This window comes from Rhodococcoides kyotonense, assembly GCF_001645385.1.
Classification (GTDB): domain Bacteria; phylum Actinomycetota; class Actinomycetes; order Mycobacteriales; family Mycobacteriaceae; genus Rhodococcoides; species Rhodococcoides kyotonensis_B.
Window position 1 is genome coordinate 379,325 of the sequence record NZ_LVHI01000023.1, and the last position, 22,962, is coordinate 402,286.

The 22,962-nt window shown below is 66.6% G+C and carries 21 protein-coding genes; 13 read left to right on the forward strand and 8 right to left on the reverse strand.

Annotated elements, in window-relative coordinates; all coding sequences use genetic code 11:
* On the reverse strand, positions 1-651 hold the full coding sequence (locus tag A3K89_RS17670) for an ACT domain-containing protein (protein ID WP_068428409.1): 651 nt from the start codon (positions 649-651) through the stop codon (positions 1-3).
* 51 nt (positions 652-702) lie between these two features.
* Positions 703-846 carry a hypothetical protein gene (locus tag A3K89_RS25855; RefSeq protein WP_157105370.1) on the reverse strand — a complete coding sequence of 48 codons (144 nt, stop codon included), beginning with the start codon at positions 844-846 and terminating at the stop codon, positions 703-705.
* Positions 847-934: 88 nt separating this feature from the next.
* On the opposite strand from A3K89_RS25855, the gene gatC reads away from it, so the two are divergent.
* Genes gatC through A3K89_RS17685 form a run of 3 tightly spaced genes read left to right on the forward strand, consistent with a single transcriptional unit; the run spans position 935 to position 3,733 of the window.
* A complete protein-coding gene (gene gatC, locus A3K89_RS17675; RefSeq protein WP_068428413.1) occupies positions 935-1,234 on the forward strand; it encodes an Asp-tRNA(Asn)/Glu-tRNA(Gln) amidotransferase subunit GatC in 300 nt (99 codons plus the stop codon).
* Entirely contained in the window at positions 1,231-2,703 is a 1,473-nt protein-coding gene (gatA, locus tag A3K89_RS17680) for an Asp-tRNA(Asn)/Glu-tRNA(Gln) amidotransferase subunit GatA (protein WP_068428415.1), read from the forward strand. The genes gatC and gatA overlap by 4 nt, the downstream gene beginning before the upstream one ends.
* A 16-nt stretch (positions 2,704-2,719) precedes the next feature.
* The gene (locus tag A3K89_RS17685; protein ID WP_068428417.1) at positions 2,720-3,733 is read left to right on the forward strand and encodes an alpha/beta hydrolase; all 1,014 of its coding nucleotides are present in this window, start codon (positions 2,720-2,722) and stop codon (positions 3,731-3,733) included.
* Here the strand turns inward: A3K89_RS17685 and A3K89_RS17690 are convergent.
* Complete coding sequence (locus tag A3K89_RS17690) at positions 3,730-5,088, reverse strand: alpha/beta-hydrolase family protein (protein ID WP_084423860.1); 1,359 nt, start codon at positions 5,086-5,088, stop codon at positions 3,730-3,732. The genes A3K89_RS17685 and A3K89_RS17690 overlap by 4 nt on opposite strands.
* Positions 5,085-5,708 (reverse strand): hypothetical protein, encoded by a 624-nt coding sequence (locus tag A3K89_RS17695; RefSeq protein ID WP_068428425.1) that lies wholly within the window; start codon positions 5,706-5,708, stop codon positions 5,085-5,087. The genes A3K89_RS17690 and A3K89_RS17695 overlap by 4 nt, the downstream gene beginning before the upstream one ends.
* Before the next feature lie 185 nt (positions 5,709-5,893).
* Between A3K89_RS17695 and A3K89_RS17700 the strand changes: the two genes are divergently transcribed.
* From A3K89_RS17700 to gatB, 4 genes are all read left to right on the forward strand, one after another.
* Entirely contained in the window at positions 5,894-7,087 is a 1,194-nt protein-coding gene (locus tag A3K89_RS17700; protein ID WP_068429128.1) for a sensor histidine kinase, read from the forward strand.
* A gap of 10 nt (positions 7,088-7,097) precedes the next feature.
* On the forward strand, positions 7,098-7,760 hold the full coding sequence (locus A3K89_RS17705) for a response regulator (protein ID WP_068429131.1): 663 nt from the start codon (positions 7,098-7,100) through the stop codon (positions 7,758-7,760).
* A gap of 59 nt (positions 7,761-7,819) precedes the next feature.
* The gene (locus tag A3K89_RS17710) at positions 7,820-8,851 is read left to right on the forward strand and encodes an ATP-dependent 6-phosphofructokinase (protein ID WP_068429134.1); all 1,032 of its coding nucleotides are present in this window, start codon (positions 7,820-7,822) and stop codon (positions 8,849-8,851) included.
* A gap of 112 nt (positions 8,852-8,963) precedes the next feature.
* Positions 8,964-10,469 (forward strand): Asp-tRNA(Asn)/Glu-tRNA(Gln) amidotransferase subunit GatB, encoded by a 1,506-nt coding sequence (gene gatB / locus A3K89_RS17715; protein WP_068428429.1) that lies wholly within the window; start codon positions 8,964-8,966, stop codon positions 10,467-10,469.
* 2 nt (positions 10,470-10,471) lie between these two features.
* Here the strand turns inward: gatB and A3K89_RS17720 are convergent, their stop codons facing one another.
* Positions 10,472-11,611 carry a PQQ-dependent sugar dehydrogenase gene (locus tag A3K89_RS17720; RefSeq protein ID WP_068428432.1) on the reverse strand — a complete coding sequence of 380 codons (1,140 nt, stop codon included), beginning with the start codon at positions 11,609-11,611 and terminating at the stop codon, positions 10,472-10,474.
* Between the two features lie 114 nt (positions 11,612-11,725).
* Between A3K89_RS17720 and A3K89_RS17725 the strand changes: the two genes are divergently transcribed.
* Entirely contained in the window at positions 11,726-12,631 is a 906-nt protein-coding gene (locus A3K89_RS17725) for a DoxX family protein (RefSeq protein WP_068428434.1), read from the forward strand.
* A gap of 51 nt (positions 12,632-12,682) precedes the next feature.
* Here the strand turns inward: A3K89_RS17725 and ilvD are convergent, their stop codons facing one another.
* Entirely contained in the window at positions 12,683-14,524 is a 1,842-nt protein-coding gene (gene ilvD / locus A3K89_RS17730; protein ID WP_068428437.1) for a dihydroxy-acid dehydratase, read from the reverse strand.
* A 69-nt stretch (positions 14,525-14,593) separates the two neighbouring features.
* The gene (locus A3K89_RS17735; RefSeq protein ID WP_217266269.1) at positions 14,594-15,106 is read right to left on the reverse strand and encodes a PH domain-containing protein; all 513 of its coding nucleotides are present in this window, start codon (positions 15,104-15,106) and stop codon (positions 14,594-14,596) included.
* Positions 15,107-15,360: 254 nt separating this feature from the next.
* On the opposite strand from A3K89_RS17735, the gene A3K89_RS17740 reads away from it, so the two are divergent.
* The 5 genes from A3K89_RS17740 (at position 15,361) to A3K89_RS17760 (ending at position 21,683) form a co-directional block, all read left to right on the forward strand.
* Complete coding sequence (locus tag A3K89_RS17740; RefSeq protein WP_068428439.1) at positions 15,361-17,328, forward strand: acetolactate synthase large subunit; 1,968 nt, start codon at positions 15,361-15,363, stop codon at positions 17,326-17,328.
* The gene (ilvN, locus tag A3K89_RS17745) at positions 17,325-17,828 is read left to right on the forward strand and encodes an acetolactate synthase small subunit (protein WP_068428441.1); all 504 of its coding nucleotides are present in this window, start codon (positions 17,325-17,327) and stop codon (positions 17,826-17,828) included. Before A3K89_RS17740 ends, ilvN begins: the two co-directional genes overlap by 4 nt.
* A 57-nt stretch (positions 17,829-17,885) precedes the next feature.
* On the forward strand, positions 17,886-18,887 hold the full coding sequence (ilvC, locus tag A3K89_RS17750) for a ketol-acid reductoisomerase (protein WP_174551464.1): 1,002 nt from the start codon (positions 17,886-17,888) through the stop codon (positions 18,885-18,887).
* Positions 18,888-19,035: 148 nt separating this feature from the next.
* Complete coding sequence (gene serA / locus A3K89_RS17755) at positions 19,036-20,631, forward strand: phosphoglycerate dehydrogenase (protein WP_068428447.1); 1,596 nt, start codon at positions 19,036-19,038, stop codon at positions 20,629-20,631.
* A 41-nt stretch (positions 20,632-20,672) separates the two neighbouring features.
* Entirely contained in the window at positions 20,673-21,683 is a 1,011-nt protein-coding gene (locus tag A3K89_RS17760; protein WP_068428450.1) for a 3-isopropylmalate dehydrogenase, read from the forward strand.
* Positions 21,684-21,758: 75 nt separating this feature from the next.
* On the opposite strand, the gene A3K89_RS17765 is transcribed toward A3K89_RS17760, so the two are convergent.
* Positions 21,759-22,904 carry an MFS transporter gene (locus tag A3K89_RS17765; protein WP_068428453.1) on the reverse strand — a complete coding sequence of 382 codons (1,146 nt, stop codon included), beginning with the start codon at positions 22,902-22,904 and terminating at the stop codon, positions 21,759-21,761.
* Positions 22,905-22,962 lie beyond the last annotated feature (58 nt).

Genomic DNA, 22,962 nt, shown 5'->3' on the forward strand with positions numbered 1-22,962 from the left:
TCAGCCCAGGACGGTGGCGACGATTCCGGCGAGGTAGCCGAGTCGCGCCACCTCCGACGGCCTGAAGTCGGGGCCGCCCGGACGTCCCAGCACGAGGACGGTTCCCGTCGACCCGAGCGGCGCTGCAGCGATCTTGGTGTCCATGTCGCGCCAGGCCTGCGGCACCCACTCGGCATCGCCGTCCAGCGCGGCCGGGTGCTGCAGTGGCATCCACGGCATCTCCGTGGCGTGGGTTTCCGGGGCGCCGGAACTACCGACGACCCGGTACGTGCCGCGTTCGCCCGTGGCCACGACGATGCTGAACCCGACCCGCAGGACGCGTGGCGCACCGTCGACGAGTACCTGTAGTCGGTCGTCGGTGGCCGCGGCGACGCTGTCGATCAGTTCGAGTTCGCGATGTGTGTCCAGCACGCCCGTGTACGGCCGGATCGAGTCGACCCGTACGTGATTCAGGTTCTCCGCCGCGGTGATGAGCGTGTCGGGAAGGGATCCGGGCGCGACGTCGACGACCAGGTCGTCCACCGCGTACCCGTCGCCGCGTTCGATGACGTCGAGAGACAGAATGTCCGCTCCGACGGAACCGAGTGCGACGGCGAGTGCGCCGAGGCTGCCGGGACGATCGGGAAGCTGGACGCGGAGCAGGTAGGACATGACGCTCCCTTTCGGTGACTCTCTTCGAACACGGACGATCCGTAGAGAACTCTAGGCATCCCTCACGCCGCACGTCGGGTCCGCGCCGCGCACCGTCGACGCTTTCTCGGTCGTGCCCGGGTCGACCAGCACGAAGGGGGCGGTGATCTTGACGACACCATGGGCGTGTCCGGCCGTCGACAGCGGAAGGTCCACGGGCTGCGGCCGTCGCCGGACCTATAAGCTTGCACACGTCATGTGCCCGTGCGGCGCATCTTCGATTGTTGTGAAAGGGGTCCACGCGGTGCCTGATATCTCCCGCGACGAGGTAGCTCACCTCGCCCGGCTGTCTCGGCTGGCGCTGAGCGAAGCCGAACTGGACGAGTTCGCAGGTCAGCTGGATTCGATTCTGCACCACGTGAAGACGGTCGCGGAAGTCGCCGCGGACGACGTGCCGCCGACGGCCAACCCCAGCGCCATCACCAATGTGACGCGCCCCGACGTCATCGTGCCCGGCCTGACGCCTCAGCAGGCGCTGGCCGAGGCGCCGAACGCCGAGGAAGACCGTTTCGCAGTGCCGCAGATCCTGGGAGAGAGCGAATGACCGACCTGACCGCACTCGACGCGTCCGAACTCGCGACGCGCATTCACTCCCGTGAGGTGTCGGCCGTCGAGGTCACGCAGGCTCACCTCGACCGCATCGAACAGGTCGACGGCGACTTGGGCGCATTCCTTCACGTCTCCGGTGCCGGTGCACTCGTCTCCGCGAAGGAGGTCGACGCCTCGCTCGCTGCCGGCGACGCGCCCGCGTCGGCTCTGGCAGGCGTTCCGCTGGCGCTGAAGGACGTGTTCACCACGACGGACATGCCGACGACGTGCGCGTCGAAGATCCTCGAAGGATGGATCTCGCCGTACGACGCGACGGTCACGGCGAAGCTGCGTGGCGCGGGTATCCCGCTGCTCGGCAAGACGAACATGGACGAATTCGCGATGGGCTCGTCGACCGAGAACTCCGCATACGGTCCGACGAAGAACCCCTGGGACACCACCCGCATCCCCGGCGGATCGGGCGGCGGAAGTGCGGCGGCCCTGGCGTCGTACCAGGCGCCTCTGGCGATCGGCACGGACACCGGCGGCTCGATCCGTCAGCCTGCCGCGTTGACCGGAACCGTCGGCACCAAGCCGACCTACGGCACGGTGTCTCGATACGGACTCATCGCGTGCGCGTCGTCGCTGGATCAGGGTGGCCCGTGTGGCCGTACCGTTCTCGACACGGCATTGCTGCACGAGGTCATCGCCGGACACGACCCGCGCGACTCCACGTCGGTCGACACCCCGGTGGCGTCGGTCGTCGCCGCTGCACGCGACGGTGCCAAGGGCGACCTGAAGGGCGTCAAGGTCGGCGTCGTCAAGGAATTGCACTCCGACAGTTACCAGTCGGGTGTCATCTCGTCCTTCGATGCCGCGGTCGCCACGCTGACCTCCCTCGGTGCCGAGGTCGTCGAGGTGTCGTGCCCCAACTTCGTGCACGCGCTCGCCGCGTACTACCTGATCCTCCCGTCGGAGGTGTCGTCCAATCTCGCCCGTTTCGACGGAATGCGTTACGGCTCCCGCGCAGGCGACGACGGTACGCACAGCGCCGAGCAGGTCATGGCGATCACGCGCGCCGAAGGATTCGGTGCAGAAGTCAAGCGCCGCATCATGATCGGCACCTATGCGTTGTCGGCCGGATACTACGACGAGTACTACGGCCAGGCGCTGAAGGTGCGCACGCTCATCGCCCGGGACTTCGACAGGGCCTACGAGCAGGTCGACGTGCTGGTCTCTCCGACGACGCCGACGACGGCATTCCCGCTGGGGGAGAAGGTCGACGACCCGATCGCGATGTACCTGAACGACCTGTGCACGCTGCCGACCAACCTCGCAGGCCACTGCGCGATGTCGGTTCCGTCCGGACTCGCGTCCGAGGACGGTCTGCCCGTCGGTCTGCAGATCATGGCACCCGCGTTCGCCGACGACCGCCTCTACCGCATCGGTGCGGCGTACGAGGCAGCACGCGGCGCTCTGAAGTGACACCGAGTTGATCGGGATGATGCACGACGTCGCGCTGGACGTCGTGCACGTCCGGATCGACTCGATCGTCCTTCCCGCCCTCGCGCTGGCGGTGGCGTTCCTTCTCGGCTGGATTCTGTTGCGCCGCCGAGTCCTCGGGGTTCTGACCGTGCTCACCGTGGTCGGTGCCCTCGTCGCGGTGACGAACACGCAGGTCTGGAAGGTGCCGACTCTCGCTGCGGCGATGGGGCATCCGCCCGTCGGCACCGTCACCAGCGTCGACATCCCGGGAACGGTGTCGGGATTCGAGGCCAGACCCGCGTCGGTCTACACCCCGCCGTTCTACCGCGCGGACGCTCACGGCGACAACCCGGTGCTGGTGCTGCTCACCGGCCAGCCGGGTCACGTCGTCGACTGGATCGAGGGTGGCCATCTCGCGCGGACGATGGATACGTTCGCAGCGAACCACGACGGCCATGCACCCATCGTCGTCGTCGCCGATGCGCTGGGCGACGCCGACGCCAACCCCATGTGCATCGACTCCGATCTGGGCAACGTCTCGACGTATCTCGCCGTCGACGTTCCGACGTGGGTTCAGCAGAACATGCACGGCTCCACCGATCCACGAGAGTGGGCGATCGGCGGATACTCGTACGGCGGAACGTGTTCGGTGCAGACCGCGCTGCGTGTGCCGGACGTGTACCCGACGTTCCTCGACATTTCGGGTGAGGACGAGCCGCGACGCGGCACACGGGACGAGTCGATCACCGCGGCCTTCGGTGACGACAGCGACGAATCGGTGGCGAAGTTCGACGCCGTCGCACCTCTGACGTTGCTCGAGCAGAACGACTATCCGGACACAGCGGGTGCTTTCGTCGTCGGAGACGCCGACGAGGAGTTTCGGCCGCAGACGCGTCGCCTGTTCGACGCGGCCGTCGCCGACGGCATGGACGTGCGGTACGCAGAACTACCCGGTGGCCACTCGATGGACGTGTGGGCGCCCGCGCTCGAGATCGAAATGGATTGGCTGGCACATCGATTGGGTCTCTAGCATTCGCGAATGCTCGTGCCCTGGTCGGTGCCGTACCGATGTCCGTGACCCGCGGGCGCGTTCAGTGCGGACAGCAGGTCGACGGTCGTCTGCAGGTACGAGACCACCGGAATCCATGCGGGGACGGGGGCATCGACGCGGGCGTCGGTCAGGTCGGGACGCTCGTGAATCAGATCGGCCGACCACCAGACGACCGGATCGGAACTGTTGGCGAGTACGACGCCTCCGCCTGCGGTCACCTCACCACTGGGAGGTCCCGCCCATACCGTGCTGCACACGAAACTCGAATCACGGTGCACCGCAGCGCTTCCGGCGACCGATCCGAGGCTCTGTCCGTAGACGTGGAGCTCGGGACGCGACAGCGGATCGTACGTTCGCAGTCTGTCTCGCACTGCGTTCAACAGTGCGGTCGTCGCGTCGACGGCTGCGTCCTCGGCGAAAAGAAATGTCGCCCAACTGGGTTGGTCGGAGTACTGCAGAGCCACCGTCGCGACGTCGTCGGCGAATCGCTCCTCGATGCCGCTGACGGCGTTCTCGTCGACCCATCCCGATCCGGTCGGAACAGCGATGACGATGTGCTCCTTGCCGAATCCCCCTGCACGACCCAGCTCGTCGACGGCGAGCAGTGCTCGTTCGTCGACGGTCGCGGCGGATCTCAGTCCGACGTACGTCCGGATTGCCGAACCGTCGGCCCCGGCAGCGACGAACCTGCGGCCCTCGCGACCCAAGTCGTCCCACCGGATCTGCGACGCTGTGTTCGGAGCGGTGAGATCGGTGTCGACGACGGCGTCGGCAAGCGTGTAGCGAGTGGAGAACGCGTGCCGAGCCCACGGAACCGCGAACACGGAGCCGACGACGACCACGACGAGCGCAGCGACCGTGACTCGCGCCGTGCCGACAGCTCGCACGCCGCGTGCCGATCCGACTCCGGCGACGATCAGCATCGCCGATATCGACACCGAACCGCACAGTACTTCGACCCAGTGCATCGCGCCGGTGGGCGGCTGACCCATCGCGTCACGCAGTCGGTTCTGCCAGTGAGCGGCGGCGACGACTGCTCCGGCCACGGCGACGATGCCGACCGAGGCTGCGACGCGTCGCGCGGTCGGCTGCGGGCCCCTGCAGTGCAGTCGCGTCGTGATCCGGTGGAGGACGGCGGACAGCAGCAGGGCCGTGGCTGCGAACAGCGCTGTCACGACCGCCTGGACTTCGGGTGCGCGAGGAAGCAGCGACGGGGCCAGCGATGCCACGGTCGCCGCCGACAGCAGAACCGAAGTCGTGACGCGGGGAACGGCGGGTGGGCGTCGGGGAGTGTCGATCGGGTGAGTCGCCGGGATGACGAGAGTCGCGGTCATGCGTGTGCCTTCGCTCGGCGTGCGACAACGGCGGCCGCGGTGGACGCTGCAGCAGCACCGGCGGCGACGAGCGTGCCGGCGAGAAGGAACGGCAGAGCAGGTTCGGGGCCTGGGTTGCCGTACCCCTGGCGCCACGAGTTGAAATCGACTGCGGCAGAGGCGACGTCGCTCATCAGGTAGCAGACCGAACGGGAACCGATTCCGTCACGAACACGGCAGGAATCGTGCAGGGAAGTCCGAAGCGATGCGTCGAGGTCCTCGCGAAGTCGCGTTGCCGCCGGATCGCCTGTCGCAGCACCGTATCGGATGAGGTCGTACCCGAGATCGTGTGCCTTGCAGGCGGTGTCGAACTCCCGTGGAAGGGGAATCGGTGACGAGCACTCGCCCGTCGGGTTCACGAGCACACCGTTCTCGACGGCGGGCTCGTAGAACATCGTCCGAAAACCCGTGGGCACCCGGCCGGCCGCGAGAACGGCGTCATTCGCGGTCAAGGCGTCGATGGCGACGGACACCGCCGAGGTGTGCGCGTCCGAGGCGGCGGCGGTGGGGAGTCCGATGCTTGCTCCGAGACCCACCGTGGTCAGAAGTGCTCCGATGGCGATCTTCGCTCTCGCTGTCATGACCCGAGACGCTAGGAACGCTCCACGCTGCAGGTCATCGCACCGAGGTCGCGATCTCGCGTCACACCTCCGGACCGACAGCCGGTCCTTCTGATACCGCGGTACGGGTCCTGATCTCACCCCGAGGTATGACGACTTTCGTCGCGTCGGTTCCTAGAGTTCACGGGGTGAGCAAAGGTAATTCGATGGGAAGCCCCGTGAACACGACCGTGGCAGGTGTGCGACGGCTCGTCGCGGGTCGAGTCGTCGATGTCGTGATCGTTCTCGTCACGGCGATTCTGTACGCGGTGGCATGGCCGACGCTGCAGTTGACGCATGACGTGTCGCCGCCCCTCATGCCGATCGTCGCTGCGCTCGCAGTCTTCCCGTTTCTGCTCGTGCGCGCCAATCCGGCCCTGGGATGGGCGATCTCGGCGGCCTCCGCGTTGGTCGTGCCCGTCGCGTTCGACAACGTTCCGGGCTACGACTATCAGTGGCAGGTCACCCACATCATGGTGATGTTGGTGCTGGTGTTCGCAGTGAGCCTGCGGTGTGCGATGCCGATCGTCGGCGTCGCCTGGGGGGCGACGGTACTGCTGTTCCTGTCGTTCACACCCGGCGACGACGGCATCGGCTGGGCCGTCGGGTTCACGGCTGTCGTCGTGTTCGGACTGCTCGTGCGATGGCTAGTGCTGTCGCGTCGTCAACTGGCTCGCCAGGAGGAGGTGAGCGAACTCGAACGGGCGCGGCGCGCCATCCTCGAGGAGAAGGCGAAGATCGCGCGAGATCTGCACGACGTCGTCGCCCATCACATGTCTCTCGTGGTGGTGCAGGCGCAGAGCGCTCCGTATCGACTCGACGATGTATCGCCCTCGGCTGCAGCGGAATTCGAGTCCATCGGCGCCACCGCGCGCGAGGCGCTCAACGAGATACGCGGCATGCTCGGGGTTCTGCGCAGCGACGGTCACGTCGTCGACGACGCCCCGCAGCCCAGCGCGTCGGACGTCGACGCGCTTCTGGTGAGCGCGCAACGAGCCGGTGTTCGACTCACGTGGACGTCGACGGGACAACCGTCGCTCGTATCGGCCGGTACGGGTCTCGCGCTGTATCGCATTCTGCAGGAATCGCTGTCCAACGCCGCTCGCCACGCCCCCGACAGCGATGTGCGTGTGCGCCTCGACTACGGATCGGATCTGGTGTTCCTGGAAGTGATCAACGGGCCGTCACCCGCGGGCGTCGTCGCCGTCGAGAACTCCGGAGGCCATGGCGTGCAGGGTATGAGAGACCGAGCCCGCGGTGCAGCGGGGTGGCTCGACACACGTCCGCTGTCCGACGGCGGCTTCGAAGTCGTCGCCCGACTACCCGTCGACGCGATTCCAGTAGCGGCCCCGTCGGCATAGGGTGTCACCCGTGGCAATCACGGTATTCATCGCCGACGATCAGGCAATGGTTCGACAGGGATTCGGTGCATTGCTGGCCGCTCAGGCCGACATCTCCGTCATCGGGGACGCCGACAACGGAGCGAGTGCCGTCAGCGAAGTGACGCGGCTGCTCCCCGACGTCGTACTGATGGACGTGCGCATGCCGCAGATGAACGGTCTCGATGCCGCGCGGGCCATTCTCGGTGCGGGACTGCCACATCCGGTACGCATTCTGATGCTCACGACGTTCGACATCGACGACTACGTCTACGAAGCGCTCACCATCGGCGCCAGCGGCTTCATGCTCAAGGATGCGCCCGCCGAGGAACTGATCCGCGGCGTACGCGTCGTCGCCGCAGGGGAGGCGTTGCTCGCGCCGTCGGTGACGCGTCGCCTCATCGCCGACGTGACGTCCAGACGCGGCACACCCCGGGTGGAACCGTCGTCGCTGCGGGTTCTGACGCCGCGCGAACGCGAGGTGCTCGAGTTGATCGCCAAGGGGATGTCGAACACGGAGATCGCGCAGTCGTTGTTCGTCGCCGAGCAGACCGTCAAGACACACGTCGGCAAGGTGCTCGGCAAACTCGGTCTGCGGGACCGGGCGCAAGCAGTCGTGCTGGCATACGAGAGTGGCGTCGTCACTCCAGGCTGACCATCCGACCGTCACGAATTACGGTAGGAGGTATGGCCACGACGAAAGGCGAGAATTCGATGCGCATCGGTGTTCTGACCGGCGGCGGTGACTGCCCGGGACTCAACGCAGTGATCAGGGCGGTGGTTCGCACCGCGGATGCGCGCTACGGATCGACCGTCGTCGGATTTCTCGACGGATGGCGAGGGTTGCTGGAGGACCGGCGGATTCAGCTCCGCAACGACGACCGCAACGATCGGCTGCTGACCAAGGGCGGCACGATCCTCGGGACAGCACGGACCAACCCCGATGTGTTGCGCGCCGGGCTCGACCGGATCAAGCAGACGCTCGAGGACAACGGCATCGACGTGCTCATCCCGATCGGTGGTGAGGGAACTCTCACGGCCGCGAACTGGCTGTCGGAGGAAGGCGTTCCCGTCGTCGGCGTGCCGAAGACGATCGACAACGACATCGACTGCACCGACGTCACATTCGGCTTCGACACCGCGCTCACCATCGCCACCGACGCGATCGACCGGCTGCACAGCACCGCGGAGTCGCATCAGCGCGTCATGCTCGTCGAGGTCATGGGACGGCACGCGGGATGGATTGCCCTGCACGCCGGTCTGGCGTCCGGATCGCACATGACGTTGATCCCGGAGCAGCCGTTCGACGTCGACGAGGTCTGTGATCTCGTGCGCAAGAGGTTCCAGCGCGGCGACTCGCACTTCATCTGCGTCGTCGCCGAGGGGGCGAAGCCGAAGGAGGGGTCGATGTCGCTTCTCGACGGCGGTATCGACGAATTCGGACACGTGCGATTCACCGGCGTCGCGCATCAACTCGGCCAGGAAATCGAGCGGCGGATCAACAAGGAAGTACGCACGACGGTGCTCGGGCACGTGCAGCGCGGCGGGACGCCGACGCCGTACGACCGCGTGCTCGCGACGCGTTTCGGTGTCAACGCCGCCGACGCCGCCCACGCCGGGGACTTCGGAAAGATGGTCTCGCTGCGCGGGGTCGACATCGGGCTGGTCTCGCTCGACGAGGCCGTCAAGCAACTCAAGCGGGTGCCGGAAAGCCGGTACGTCGACGCGGCGGCGTTCTTCGGGTAGGCGCCTTCGGCGCCCGTGAGTACTTATGTATAGAGGGCTATGCATTAGTACTCACGGGTGCCGGAGGCGCCTCGTTACTGACGCGTTCGCACCAGCGCATAAACTGACGTGCATGACTGCTGCCACGGTCGATCTCATCGACTACGACGACGTGCTGACCCGATTCGACCCCGTTCTGGGTATGGAGGTCCACGTCGAGCTGGGCACAGCGACCAAGATGTTCTGCGGCTGCCCGACTGCGTTCGGTGCCGAGCCCAACACGCAGGTCTGCCCGGTGTGCCTGAGCCTCCCCGGCGCCCTTCCGGTGGTCAACTCCGCCGCCGTGGAATCGGCCATCCGCATCGGCCTTGCACTGAACTGTTCCATCACCCCGTGGGGACGTTTCGCTCGGAAGAACTACTTCTACCCGGATCAGCCGAAGAACTACCAGATCTCGCAGTACGACGAGCCGATCGCCACCGAGGGCTACCTCGACGTCGTCCTCGACGACGGCAGCACCTTTCGCGTCGAGATCGAGCGGGCGCACATGGAGGAAGACACCGGCAAGTCGACGCACGTCGGCGGCGCGACCGGGCGCATCGAGGGAGCGAGCCACTCGCTGCTCGACTACAACCGCGCGGGCGTTCCGCTCGTCGAGATCGTCACCAAGCCGATCACCGGTACCGGGGAGCGCGCTCCCGAGGTGGCACGCGCCTACGTCACCGCCCTGCGTGACCTGCTGAAGGCCCTCGACGTGTCCGACGTCCGCATGGATCAGGGCTCGCTGCGTTGCGACGCCAACGTGTCGCTCATGGAGAAGACGGCCACCGAATTCGGTACGCGTACCGAGACGAAGAACGTCAACTCGCTCAAGAGCGTCGAGGTCGCCGTTCGCTACGAGATGCGCAGGCAGGCAGCCGTGCTGCAGTCCGGCGGCGAGGTCGTGCAGGAAACCCGTCACTTCCAGGAGTCCGACGGCACCACGTCGCCCGGACGCAAGAAGGAGACGGCCGAAGACTACCGCTACTTTCCCGAGCCCGACCTCGCGCCCGTCGCACCGGACGCAGCCTGGATCGAAGAGCTCCGCGGCACGCTGCCCGAGCTTCCGTGGCTGCGCCGCGCCCGCATCCAGGCCGACTGGGGCGTCTCCGACGAGGAGATGCGTGACCTCGTGAACTCCGGAGCTCTCGACCTCGTCGCGGCGACCGTCGACGCGGGTGCACCCGCGCAGGCCGCGCGGTCGTGGTGGGTGTCCTATCTGGCTCAGCAGGCGAACGTCAAGGGCGTCGAGCTCACCGAGCTGGCCATCACGCCGGCTCAGGTCGCAGCCGTCGTCGCGCTGGTCGCCGACGGCAAGGTCAACAACAACGGTGCTCGTCAGATCGTCGACGGTGTCCTCGCCGGGGAGGGTGAACCTGCCGACGTCATGGCTGCTCGTGGTCTCGTCGTCGAGAAGGACGACACCAAGTTGCAGGCAGCCGTCGACGAGGCTCTCGCCGCGAATCCCGGTATCGCAGACAAGATCCGCAGCGGCAAGGTTCAGGCGGCGGGTGCCATCGTCGGTGCCGTCATGAAGGCGACACGTGGCCAGGCCGACGCAGCACGAGTCAAGGAACTCGTGCTCGCCGCCTGCAGCTAGCTCTAGTCGAATCCGCCTCCGCCTGCGGGGACCGGAATCTTGACGACGCGATCGTCGTTGGGGCCGGGCGCGTCACCGTTCTTGTTGACGGTCCCGGCCCAGATCGTGCCGTCGCCGGAGATCGCGGCGCCGTTGAGTTGGCCGTAACGGTCCTGCGCGACGAGGGACGGCGCGGCGGTCACGGCTCCGGTGTTCTCGTCGGTTGCGAGCACGGCGACGGCCTTGCCCGTCGTCAGCGCGATGGCCACCGTGCCGGGGCCGGCCGCGCAGCCGGCGACACCGGGACGGTCCGGCCAGGTCCAGACCGGTGAGACGACCGTGCCGAGTTGGTCGATGCGCTGCAGCCGATCCTCGACGGCCGTCCGGTCGGTGACCCAGATGCTGCCGGTCTGATCGGTGCAGACGTCGCCTGCGGTCCCGATACCGCTCAGTGCGACGGCCGGGGCAGGCGGGTTCGCGGACGGCGTCAACGAGTCGACGCGCAGCAACTTGCCGGAAAGTGACGCCGGATCCGTTGCGGCAGCAGGGTTTCCGGCATCGCCCGTCAGTACCAGCATCTGACTGGGGCTGGAGAATTCGATCGCACCTCGGTTGCTCACCTGGCCGCGCGGGATGCCCGTCAGTACTGGCTTCGGGGTGTCTCCGGCTGCGATACGGACGACACGGTTGTCCGAGCCCGTCGTGATGTAGGCGTAGATGAGTCCGTCCTCGGCGTAGCTCGGGGACAACGCCAGATCGAGCAGACCGCCGTCGCCGGACGCGTCGACGTCGACGCGCGCTACTTCCGTCGGCTGCTGCCCCTGGGCGACCTGCACTATCCGCCCGGTACGCCGCTCGCCGATCAACGCCGAGGCACCACCGGGGAGCATGACGAGACCACCGGTGGTGTCGAGACACGTCGCGATCACGTTCGGGTCCGGGTCGACACACGGACCGGGAGGCGGGCCGGGAGCGGCGGAGGTGGACGTCGGAGGCGCGTCGGGGTCGACGGGGTCGATCTCGGCTGCGCCGAAGGACGGCTCGGGGCTGAACGGGGTGGATGCGGAGTCGTCGAAGCGTGCACATCCCGCCGCCATGATCGCGGTGACGGCCAGGACTGCGGAGGCGGTAGCTCTTCGTGACGACGCACGCACCAACTTCATGTACGCAAACGTTACGGAAACCTCGGCGCACTTCGCCAGGCGGTCCGGATCCGTGAGCGCCGCGCCCGACTCAATGTAGGTGCATCGGCGCCTCACCGCTCTAGTGTTGGAGACGTGACCGACAAGCCCCGTGACTCCGACAAGCCCGACTCCGGCTACGAGCCTGCGTCGAGCCCGTACGACCAGCCCACCGAACAGATTCAGCAGCCACCGAAGGCGCGCCCGGCCTCGGGTGACTCGAACAAGTTGCCACGTACCGACGACGACTTGGACTTCGGAAGCAGCACGGCGTCGTACCCGACCGAGCAGCTACCCGCGTTCCGCCCGTCGAAATACGAGGAGCCGACGCCGTCGGACACCGGATCGTCGTACTCGGACAAGCCGACGGAGGTGTTCGATCGCTCCCAGACGAGTGCGCCGGTCTCACCGGCACCGTCCGTGTCCCCAGCCGCTTCCGCGCCGGAACCCGTCGTGCGTACCGAGACGGTGCAGATCCCGGCCAAGCGCGGCACGCTGGATCTCGGATTGCTGCTGCTGCGTCTGGCAGTGGGTGGCATCTTCCTCGTGCACGGTCTTCAGAAGCTGGTCGGCTTGTGGAACGGCCCGGGTCTCGACGGCTTCCGCGGACTGCTCGAGGACACCGGCTACGAGCAGGCCAACATCCTCGCGATCGCGGGCGCGGTCGGTGAGACCGCGGGCGGTGCGCTGCTGATACTCGGACTGGCGACGCCGTTCGCGGGTGCCGCGGTTCTCGGCGTCATGATCAACGCGTGGTGCTTCAAACAGGCCGCCGACCCGGGTCTGCAGTTCTTCGCGCCGAACGGCGTCGAGTACGAGAGCCTCCTGGGCGTTGCAGCCGCCGCGATCATCCTGACCGGCCCGGGCAAGATCGCGCTCGACGGCCGCAGGGGATGGGCGACGCGTCCGCGCTTCGGTTCGTTCCTCGCGCTGCTGCTCGGCATCGCCGGCGGCGTGTGCATCTGGATCTTCTTGAACGGTGCGAACCCGATAGCGGCGTAGCCGCATGTGAGTGGGAATGCGTACTGGAGTACGCATTCCCACTCACGGGGCCTAGGGCACGTACCGCACTGCGCCCTTGTCGGCCGACGTCGCGAGAGCTGCGTACGCGCGCAGGGCCGTGGTGACCGTGCGCTGGCGATCCACGGGCTGCCACGGGCGCTCCGACGCCTCCATCTTGGCCCGTCGCGTCGCGAGAACGTCGTCGTCGACGAGGATCTCGAGCGTGCGCGAGCCGACGTCGATGCGCACCTGGTCGCCGTTCTCCACCAGACCGATGACGCCGCCCGACGCGGCCTCCGGGGAGATGTGGCCGATGGACAGGCCGGACGTGCCACCGGAGAAGCGGCCGTCGGTGATCAGCGCGCACTCCTTGCCGAGACCGGCACCCTTGAGGAACGCCGTCGGGTGCAGCATCTCCTGCATGCCCGGGCCGCCCTTGGGGCCCTCGTAGCGCACGACGAGCACGTCGCCCGGCTTGATCTTCTTCTGCAGGATCGCCGACACGGCTTCTTCCTGCGACTCCACGACGAGCGCCGGGCCCTGGAACGAGAACAGTTCCTCGTCGATGCCCGCCGTCTTCAGAATGGCGCCGTCGACCGCGATGTTGCCGCGCAGCACGACAAGACCACCCTCGACGGTGTACGCATGCTCCTTGTCGCGAATGCACCCGCCTGCGGCGTCGGTGTCGAGCGACGACCACCGGTTGTCCGTCGAGAACGGTTCGGTGGTGCGCACTCCACCGGGAGCAGCATAGAACAGCTCGAGGGCCTCGTCGGAAGCCTTGCCGGAGCGGATGTCCCACGTGTCGAGCCACTCGTCGAAGCTCTTCGTGTGCACCGTCGAGACGTCGGTCTCGAGCAGGCCTGCGCGACGCAGTTCGCCCAGCAGCGCCGGGATTCCGCCTGCGCGGTGCACGTCTTCCATGTGGTAGTCGGAGTTCGGCGACACCTTGGACAGGCAGGGGACCTTGCGGCTGATGGCGTCGATGGTCTCCAGATCGAAGTCGACCTCGCCCTCCTGGGCTGCGGCGAGCGTGTGCAGCACGGTGTTGGTCGAGCCGCCCATCGCGACGTCGAGTGCCATCGCGTTGCGGAACGCGGCGGGGGTGGCGATGCTGCGCGGCAGCACGGAGTGGTCGTCCTCGCGGTAGTACTTGAGCGCTGCTTCGACGACGACGGTGCCCGCCCTCTCGAAGAGTGCGCGACGCGCACTGTGCGTCGCGAGTGTGGATCCGTTGCCCGGCAGAGCAAGACCGAGGGCCTCGGTGAGGCAGTTCATCGAGTTGGCGGTGAACATGCCCGAGCACGAACCACACGTGGGGCAGGCGCTGCGCTCGACCTCGTCGAGTCCTTCCTCGGACACGGACTCGTTGGCGCTCGCCGAGATCGCGGTGATGAGGTCGGTCGGTGCCTGCGCGACGCCACCGACGACGACGGCCTTGCCCGCTTCCATCGGACCGCCCGAGACGAAGACCGTCGGGATGTTCAGACGCATCGCGGCATTGAGCATGCCGGGAGTGATCTTGTCGCAGTTGGAGATACAGACGAGCGCGTCGGCGGTGTGCGCGTTGGCCATGTATTCGACCGAGTCCGCGATGATTTCGCGGCTCGGCAGGGAATAGAGCATGCCGCCGTGGCCCATTGCGATGCCGTCGTCGACAGCGATCGTGTGGAACTCACGTGGAACGCCACCGGCAGCGCGGACGGCGTCGGCGACGATTTCGCCTACGTTCTTCAAATGCACGTGGCCGGGCACGAATTGGGTGTACGAGTTGGCGATCGCGACGATCGGCCTACCGAAATCCGAGTCCGTCATTCCAGTGGCGCGCCAGAGCGAGCGTGCGCCCGCGGCGTTGCGTCCGACAGTGGTAACCCGTGACCGTAGCGGCGGCATGCTTCGATTCCTCAATCTGTGGAGCGAATACTTTTCAGCGGATATCGCTCCGGCAAGGCTACTCCCGTATCACGAAGTGCCCTTGTCCGGTCCGCCGTCGGTTTCCGAATCCTGCTCCGCCCGCTCGGCATCGGCCGCGGCGGCATCGGCTGCTGCTGCCGCGTACGGATCGGTGATGCGTCCACCGCTCGCGGCCGCCAACTGAGGCAGACGGTCGAAACGAACGAGAGGAAGTGACTTCTCGCTCTTGTCCTTCAGGACGACGCGTGCCCACCGGCGATTCGGAAAGTGGATCCCGCGGACGTCGTCCCACCCTATGAACTCGGAGCCGAGGAATCGACGCACGGAAAGACCGTCGATCGACACCACGGTCCTGACCCGAATCACCCACACGGCCACTACGATGGGGACCACGAAGAGCCAGCCGAGAGCGGCAGGCCAACTCGCTGCGGGGAAGAAAACTCCGAACAGGAGCAGGGCCACGCCGATCAGCGCGAGGCGCGGAAGCCGGATGACCTGTGGGGAGGGATCGGGCGTGTGGGATGATGTGTCCGGTGGTTCGGACTGCTGCGGAGACGACACCCATTCATCTTCGCATTGCAACTGCGCGATCTCACATAATGGGATTGCGTCGTGACGAGTTTGACTGTTCCCTATGCGCGCGCCTACCGTCGAGCGCGTGAAGCGGAATCAGATACTCGTAATCGGCCGGCGCGTCGTCGCCTGAGCCGGTTCATTCCAACTCGCATCGACGCGCCACCCTCGTACAGCCTCGGCTGGCGGGGGTTTTTTCTTGCCCAGAGATCGTCCAGTACCAAGACCCTGAGGAAGCCGCAGTGAGCGCACCAACCGCACGCCCAGGGCCCACGACACGTAAGTCGGGGGCAGTCAGCAGCTCGTCGACGCAAGAGACGCCGACGGTAGGCATCGTCGAAGGATCTCGCCGTCAGGTCGCACCCGAAAAGGTGACCGGCGCGCAGTCCGTCGTCCGAGCGCTCGAGGAACTCGACGTCGACACGGTATTCGGTATTCCCGGCGGCGCCGTCCTTCCCGTCTACGACCCGCTCTTCGACTCGAAGAAGGTCCGCCACGTCCTCGTCCGGCACGAGCAGGGTGCAGGACACGCCGCAACGGGTTACGCCCAGGCAACCGGCCGCGTCGGTGTCTGCATGGCGACGTCCGGACCCGGCGCGACCAACCTCGTGACCCCGCTCGCCGACGCACAGATGGACTCGGTCCCCGTCGTCGCGATCACCGGTCAGGTCGCCCGCAGCCTCATCGGCACCGACGGGTTCCAGGAGGCCGACATCTCCGGCATCACCATGCCGGTGACCAAGCACAACTTCCTGATCACCGACGGGGTCGACATCCCGCGGATCATCGCCGAGGCGTTCTACATCGCCGCGTCCGGTCGTCCGGGCGCTGTCCTCGTCGACATCCCGAAGGACATCCTGCAGGCGCAGACGACGTTCTCGTGGCCGCCGGAGATGCGACTGCCCGGCTACCGTCCGGTGACCAAGCCGCACGGCAAGCAGGTTCGCGAAGCGGCGCGCTTCATCGCCGACGCGAAGCAGCCCGTGCTGTACGTCGGCGGCGGTGTCATCAAGGCCAATGCGTCGGCCGAGTTGCTGGAACTCGCGGAGCTGACCGGCATTCCGGTCGTCACCACCCTGATGGCGCGTGGCGCGTTCCCCGACACGCACCAGCTGAACCTCGGCATGCCGGGCATGCACGGAACCGTTGCAGCCGTTGCGGCACTGCAGAAGAGCGACCTGCTCATCACGCTCGGCGCTCGTTTCGACGACCGTGTCACCGGCAAGCTGTCGTCGTTCGCGCCGAACGCCAAGGTCATTCACGCCGACATCGACCCGGCCGAGATCGGCAAGAACCGATACGCGGACGTGCCGATCGTCGGTGACTGCAAGGAGGTCGTCGTCGAGCTGATCGAGGCCATCCGCGCGGACCGTGCCACCGGCACGACGCTGGACCTCGCGGAGTGGTGGACCTACCTCGACGGCATCCGCAAGACGTACCCGCTGAGCTACGACCGTCCCCAGGACGGGAGCATGTCGCCGGAATTCGTCATCTCCGCGGTCGGCAAGGCCGCAGGTCCCGACGCGGTGTACTGCGCGGGCGTCGGCCAGCATCAGATGTGGGCGGCGCAGTTCATCGACTACGAGAAGCCGCGTACGTGGCTCAACTCGGGTGGTCTGGGCACCATGGGGTACGCGGTTCCCGCAGCCATGGGCGCCAAGATGGGCGTGCCGGACACCGAGGTGTGGGCGATCGACGGCGACGGCTGCTTCCAGATGACCAATCAGGAACTCGCCACGTGCGCGGTCGAGGGCATCCCGATCAAGGTCGCGTTGATCAACAACGGCAACCTCGGCATGGTTCGGCAGTGGCAGACGCTGTTCTACGAGGAGCGTTACTCCAACACGAACCTCGGAACCCATGGCACGCAGCGCATTCCGGACTTCGTCAAGCTGGCCGAGGCTCTCGGTTGCGTCGGAATCCGGTGCGAGCGCGAGGAAGACGTCGACGACGTCATCGCGCAGGCCCGGGCGATCACGGACCGGCCGGTCGTCATCGACTTCATCGTCGGTGCCGACGCGCAGGTCTGGCCGATGGTGGCCGCAGGCACGGGTAACGACGAGATCATGGCAGCACGTGGCATCCGCCCGCTGTTCGACGAGGACGAGGCCTCGGTCGCCGAGCCGGCCGTCATCCACGAAGCCATGAACCGCGAGCAGGCGCACGGTGAGGCGCTGTCCGCGAACGACGAGAAGGGCACCGCGAAGTGAGCACGAGTCATACCCTCAGCGTCCTCGTCGAGGACAAGCCAGGTGTGCTGGCCCGCGTCGCCGCGCTGTTCTCGCGTCGCGGATTCAACATCTCCTCGCTCGCCGTCGGCGGCACCGAGATTCCCGAGATCTCGCGCATGACCATCGTCGTGACCGTCGACGAATTCCCGCTCGAACAGGTGACGAAGCAGCTCAACAAGCTCATCAACGTCATCAAGATCGTCGAGCAGGACGACGACACGTCGGTCGCGCGAGAATTGGTCCTGATCAAGGTGCGTGCCGACGCAAGCGTGCGGAGCGAGGTCATCGAAACGGTGAACCTGTTCCGCGCCAAGGTGATCGACGTGTCGCCCGAGTCCGTCACGGTCGAGGCGACGGGTACCCGCTCGAAGCTCGATGCGTTGCTGAAGATGTTGGACCCCTATGGAATTCGAGAAATAGTTCAGTCGGGAGTCGTTGCCGTCGGACGTGGACCGAAATCGATCACTGCCTCGCGCTAGCCGCGAGCAGTACAGCGTAAAACCCAAGAGGAAAGGTAATAACCAGTGGCAGTCGAGATGTTCTACGACGACGATGCTGATCTGTCGATCATCCAGGGCCGCAAGGTCGCGGTCATCGGCTACGGAAGCCAGGGCCACGCGCACTCGCTGAGCCTGCGCGACTCGGGCGTCGACGTCCGCATCGGCCTGAAGGAAGGTTCGAAGTCTCGCGCCAAGGCCGAGGAGCAGGGACTGACCGTCGGCACGCCGGCAGAGGTTTCCGCATGGGCCGACGTCATCATGGTGCTCGCACCCGACACCGCTCAGGCATCGATCTTCAAGGAAGAGATCGAGCCGAACCTGAAGGACGGCGACGCGCTGTTCTTCGGTCACGGACTCAACATCCACTTCGACCTGATCAAGGCTCCTGCCGGCGTCACGGTCGGCATGGTGGCCCCCAAGGGCCCCGGCCACCTCGTGCGTCGCCAGTTCGTCGACGGCAAGGGCGTTCCCGCGCTCATCGCCATCGATCAGGACCCGAAGGGCGAGGGCCAGGCGCTCGCGCTGTCGTGGGCCAAGGGCATCGGTGGCACGCGCGCAGGCGTCATCAAGACCACGTTCAAGGAAGAGACCGAGACGGACCTCTTCGGCGAGCAGGCTGTCCTCTGCGGTGGCACGGAAGAACTCGTCAAGACGGGCTTCGAGGTCATGGTCGAGGCCGGCTACGCACCCGAGATGGCGTACTTCGAGGTTCTGCACGAGCTCAAGCTCATCGTCGACCTCATGTACGAGGGTGGCATCGCCCGCATGAACTACTCGGTGTCCGACACCGCGGAGTTCGGCGGCTACCTCTCCGGCCCGCGCGTCATCGACTCGGGCACCAAGGAGCGCATGAAGGCGATCCTGGCCGACATCCAGTCCGGTGAGTTCACCCGTCGCCTCGTCGCCAACGTCGAGAACGGCAACACCGAGCTCGAAGGCCTGCGCAAGGCCAACGCCGAGCACCCCATCGAGGTCACCGGCAAGAAGCTGCGCGACCTGATGAGCTGGGTCGACCGTCCGATCACCGAGACGGCCTGATCCGTCGTACATGAGTGAAGGGCATCCGCGAGGGTGCCCTTCGCTCGTTCGGTGAGGGTGAACCCCGTGCTGTTCGCCCAGGCCATTAAACTTGTCCCGCACTCGCACTCTTTCACCAGCTCGAAACCGACATAGGGGAGTTCTTCACGTGAGCCAGCCAGGCCGTCCTGTCGTTCTGATCGCCGACAAACTTGCGCAGTCCACAGTCGAGGCTCTCGGCGACGGCGTCGAGGTCCGTTGGGTCGACGGCCCGGACCGCCCCGCCCTGCTCGCCGCCGTCCCCGAGGCCGACGCGATCCTCGTTCGCTCCGCGACGACGGTCGACGCCGAGGTCCTCGCCGCAGGCACCAAGCTGAAGATCGTCGCCCGCGCAGGCGTCGGCCTCGACAACGTCGACGTACCGGCAGCCACCGAGCGCGGTGTCCTCGTCGTCAACGCACCGACGTCGAACATCCACACCGCTGCCGAGCACGCCGTGACGCTGCTGCTGTCCGCTGCGCGTCAGATCCCCGCCGCCGACAAGACGCTGCGTGAGCACGAGTGGAAGCGCAGCAAGTTCAACGGCGTCGAGATCTTCGGCAAGACCGTCGGCGTCGTCGGACTCGGCCGCATCGGCCAGCTGTTCGCGCAGCGCCTCGCCGCGTTCGAGACCCACATCATCGCGTACGACCCCTACGTCTCCGCAGCACGCGCCGCACAGCTCGGCATCGAGCTCGTCAGCCTCGACGAACTGCTCACGCGCGCCGACATGTTCTCGGTGCACCTGCCCAAGACCCCCGAGACCAAGGGCATCATCGGCAAGGAAGCCCTCGCCAAGACCAAGCCCGGCGTCATCGTCGTCAACGCGGCTCGCGGTGGGCTCGTCGACGAGCAGGCTCTCGCCGACGCCATCACCAGCGGCCACGTCTTCGCTGCAGGCATCGACGTCTACGCCAGCGAGCCCTGCACCGACAGCCCGCTGTTCGAACTGCCCCAGGTCGTCGTCACGCCGCACCTCGGTGCGTCGACCACCGAAGCGCAGGATCGCGCGGGCACCGACGTCGCGAAGTCCGTATTGCTCGCTCTCGCAGGCGAATTCGTTCCCGACGCAGTGAACGTCAAGGGCGGCGCGGTCGGCGAGGAAGTGTCGCCGTGGCTCGACATCGTTCGCAAGCAGGGTGTCCTGCTCGGTGCGCTATCCGACGAACTGCCGTCGTCGCTGTCGGTCGACGTCCGCGGTGAGCTCGCAGCCGAGGACGTCGAAATCCTCAAGCTGTCGGCGCTGCGCGGTCTGTTCTCCGCCGTCATCGAGGACTCGGTCACGTTCGTCAATGCACCCTCGCTCGCCGAGGAGCGCGGTGTCACCGCCGAGGTCACCACGGCACCCGAGAGCGAGAACCACCGCAGCGTCGTCGACATCCGCGCCGTCTACGGCGACGGCACCGTCCTCAACGTCGCGGGCACGCTCACCGGAACCCAGCAAGTCGAGAAGATCGTCAACATCAACGGACGCAACTTCGACCTGCGTGCCGAGGGCAAGAACCTCATCATCAACTACACCGACCAGCCCGGCAGCCTCGGCCGCATCGGCACACTGCTCGGTGACGCGGGCGTCGACATCCAGGCCGCGGCGCTCAGCCAGGACTCCGAGGGCGACGGCGCGACGATCCTGCTTCGCGTCGACAAGGACGTGTCCGCCGAGGTCAGCGCGAACATTGCCTCGGCGGTCGGTGCGTCGACCATCGAGCTCGTCGACCTGTCCTGATCGTCTCTCACATCCATTCGCTCGAACAGAACGAGGAGTCAATGAAGCTCGCCGTCATCGCTGGAGATGGAATCGGCCCCGAGGTCGTCGACCAGGCACTGAAGGTGCTGGACGTCGTCGTCCCCGGCGTCGACAAGACCGAGTACGACCTCGGTGCTCGCCGCTACAACGCGACCGGCGAGCTTCTCCCGGATTCCGTTCTGGACGAGATCCGGGCGCACGACGCAATCCTGTTGGGCGCCATCGGCGATCCGTCCGTGCCCAGTGGTGTGCTCGAGCGCGGACTGCTGCTGCGCGCTCGGTTCGCGCTGGACCACCACATCAACCTGCGTCCGGCCAAGCTGTACCCGGGTGTCGTCGGACCGCTCGACGGCAACAAGAACATCGACATCGTCGTCGTCCGTGAAGGAACCGAAGGCCCGTACACCGGCAACGGCGGTGCGCTGCGCGTCGGTACGCCGAACGAGGTCGCGACGGAGGTCAGCGTCAACACTCGCTTCGGTGTCGAGCGCGTGGTGCGTGACGGTTTCGCGCGGGCCATAGGTCGTCGCAAGCACCTGACGTTGCTGCACAAGACGAACGTATTGTCTTTCGCCGGTAGCCTCTGGGCACGCACGGTCGACGAGGTTGCCAAGGAATTCCCGGAGGTCGAGGTCGCCTACCAGCACATCGACGCCGCCATGATCCACCTCGTCACCGACCCCGGTCGTTTCGACGTCATCGTCACCGACAACCTGTTCGGCGACATCGTGACCGACCTGTCCGCAGCCGTCAGCGGCGGAATCGGTCTTGCGGCCAGCGGAAACATCGACGCGACGGGTACGAACCCGTCGATGTTCGAGCCCGTTCACGGCAGCGCACCCGACATCGCGGGCCAGGGCAAGGCGGATCCCACGGCCGCAATTCTGTCGGTGTCGCTGCTCCTCGCACACCTCGGGGACACCGCGAACTCCGAGCGCGTCGAAGCTGCGGTGGCCGCGGACCTCGCGTCGCGCGGAACTGCTCCGGCCTCGACGTCGGAAATCGGTGACAGGATCGCGTCGAAGCTGTAACCCTTTCTCGCACCGAAGGCCTCCTCCGGTCACTCAGAGTGACCGAAGGAGGCCTTCGGTTTGTGCGGACCCCGGTCAGTCCTTCGACTCGTGGTCCGCCGGGATGACGGGGACGGACAGGGCGGGGAAGATCGAGGACACCAGGAACGCCACGGGAAAGCTGACGGCCGCGAGGGCGCCGAATGCCGGGGGTACGAGGGACGCGGCGATGTACTGACCGGTGTTCTGCATTCCCAGCGCACGACCGCTCCAGTACGGTCCCGCGAACTCCGCGACCGCGGTGAAGGCCAACCCGTTGGGTGCGACGGTGACGACCGATGCGACGACCATGACGACGATGGACACGGGGGAGTCCATCCAGTCGGTGATCGCGAGTACGAGCATGGTGACCGTCGTCGATACGGCGACCCAGCGGAGCGGACGCATTCGGCTGCCGACCCGGTCGGACAGTGCGCCGACGCCCATGCGGCCGAGGGCTCCCAGGATCTGGGTTGCGGTGACGAGTACACCGGCCGATGCGGCGGACCAACCGCGGTCGGACATCAACCACACGAGTGCGTACGTCCAGACGACGTACTGCGGCACGACGAGCAGGATCGACGTCGAATGGATGCGCCACAGCTGGCTGCTCGTGCGGTACGGGTTGACCAGCAGTCCTTGCTTCTCCGCCGCAGCGCGGTCCGGACGCGGGGGATCGACGACGCCCAGGCACAGAATCGCGCCGAGACCACAGATGACCGCTGGGACGAGCAGAGCGGATCCGACGCCGTGGTCGCGCGCGATGGACGGGATGGTCATCGCGGCGACAGCGACACCCAGTGGAACCGACATCTGACGGATTCCCATGGCGAGCCCACGCTGCTTCGGCGGGAACCAGCCGACGACGACGCGTCCGCTCGCGCTGTTGGCGCTGGCTGCAGCCATTCCACCGACCAGAAGGCACAGCCCGAGTATCGGTAGCGAAGTGGTGAAGTACGCGGCGACACTGGCGAGTGCGGTGAGCCCCAATCCGATTGCCAGAACGAGTCTTTCGCCGACGCGATCGACGAGCACGCCCCATGCGATGAGCGTCAGCATGATGCCGACCGTCGGCATCGCGACGAGAATTCCGGCGGTCGCGAAACTGAGGCCGAGATCGTCGTGCAGTGCGGGGATCAGGAAGGCGGCGCCGTTGATGAACACGGCTCCTGCGGTCTGGGCAAGCATTCCGAGCCCGAGCATGAACCACTTTCGACGACTCGTCGTCCGGCTCTCACTGTCGGTTCTCGTCACGTTCCTC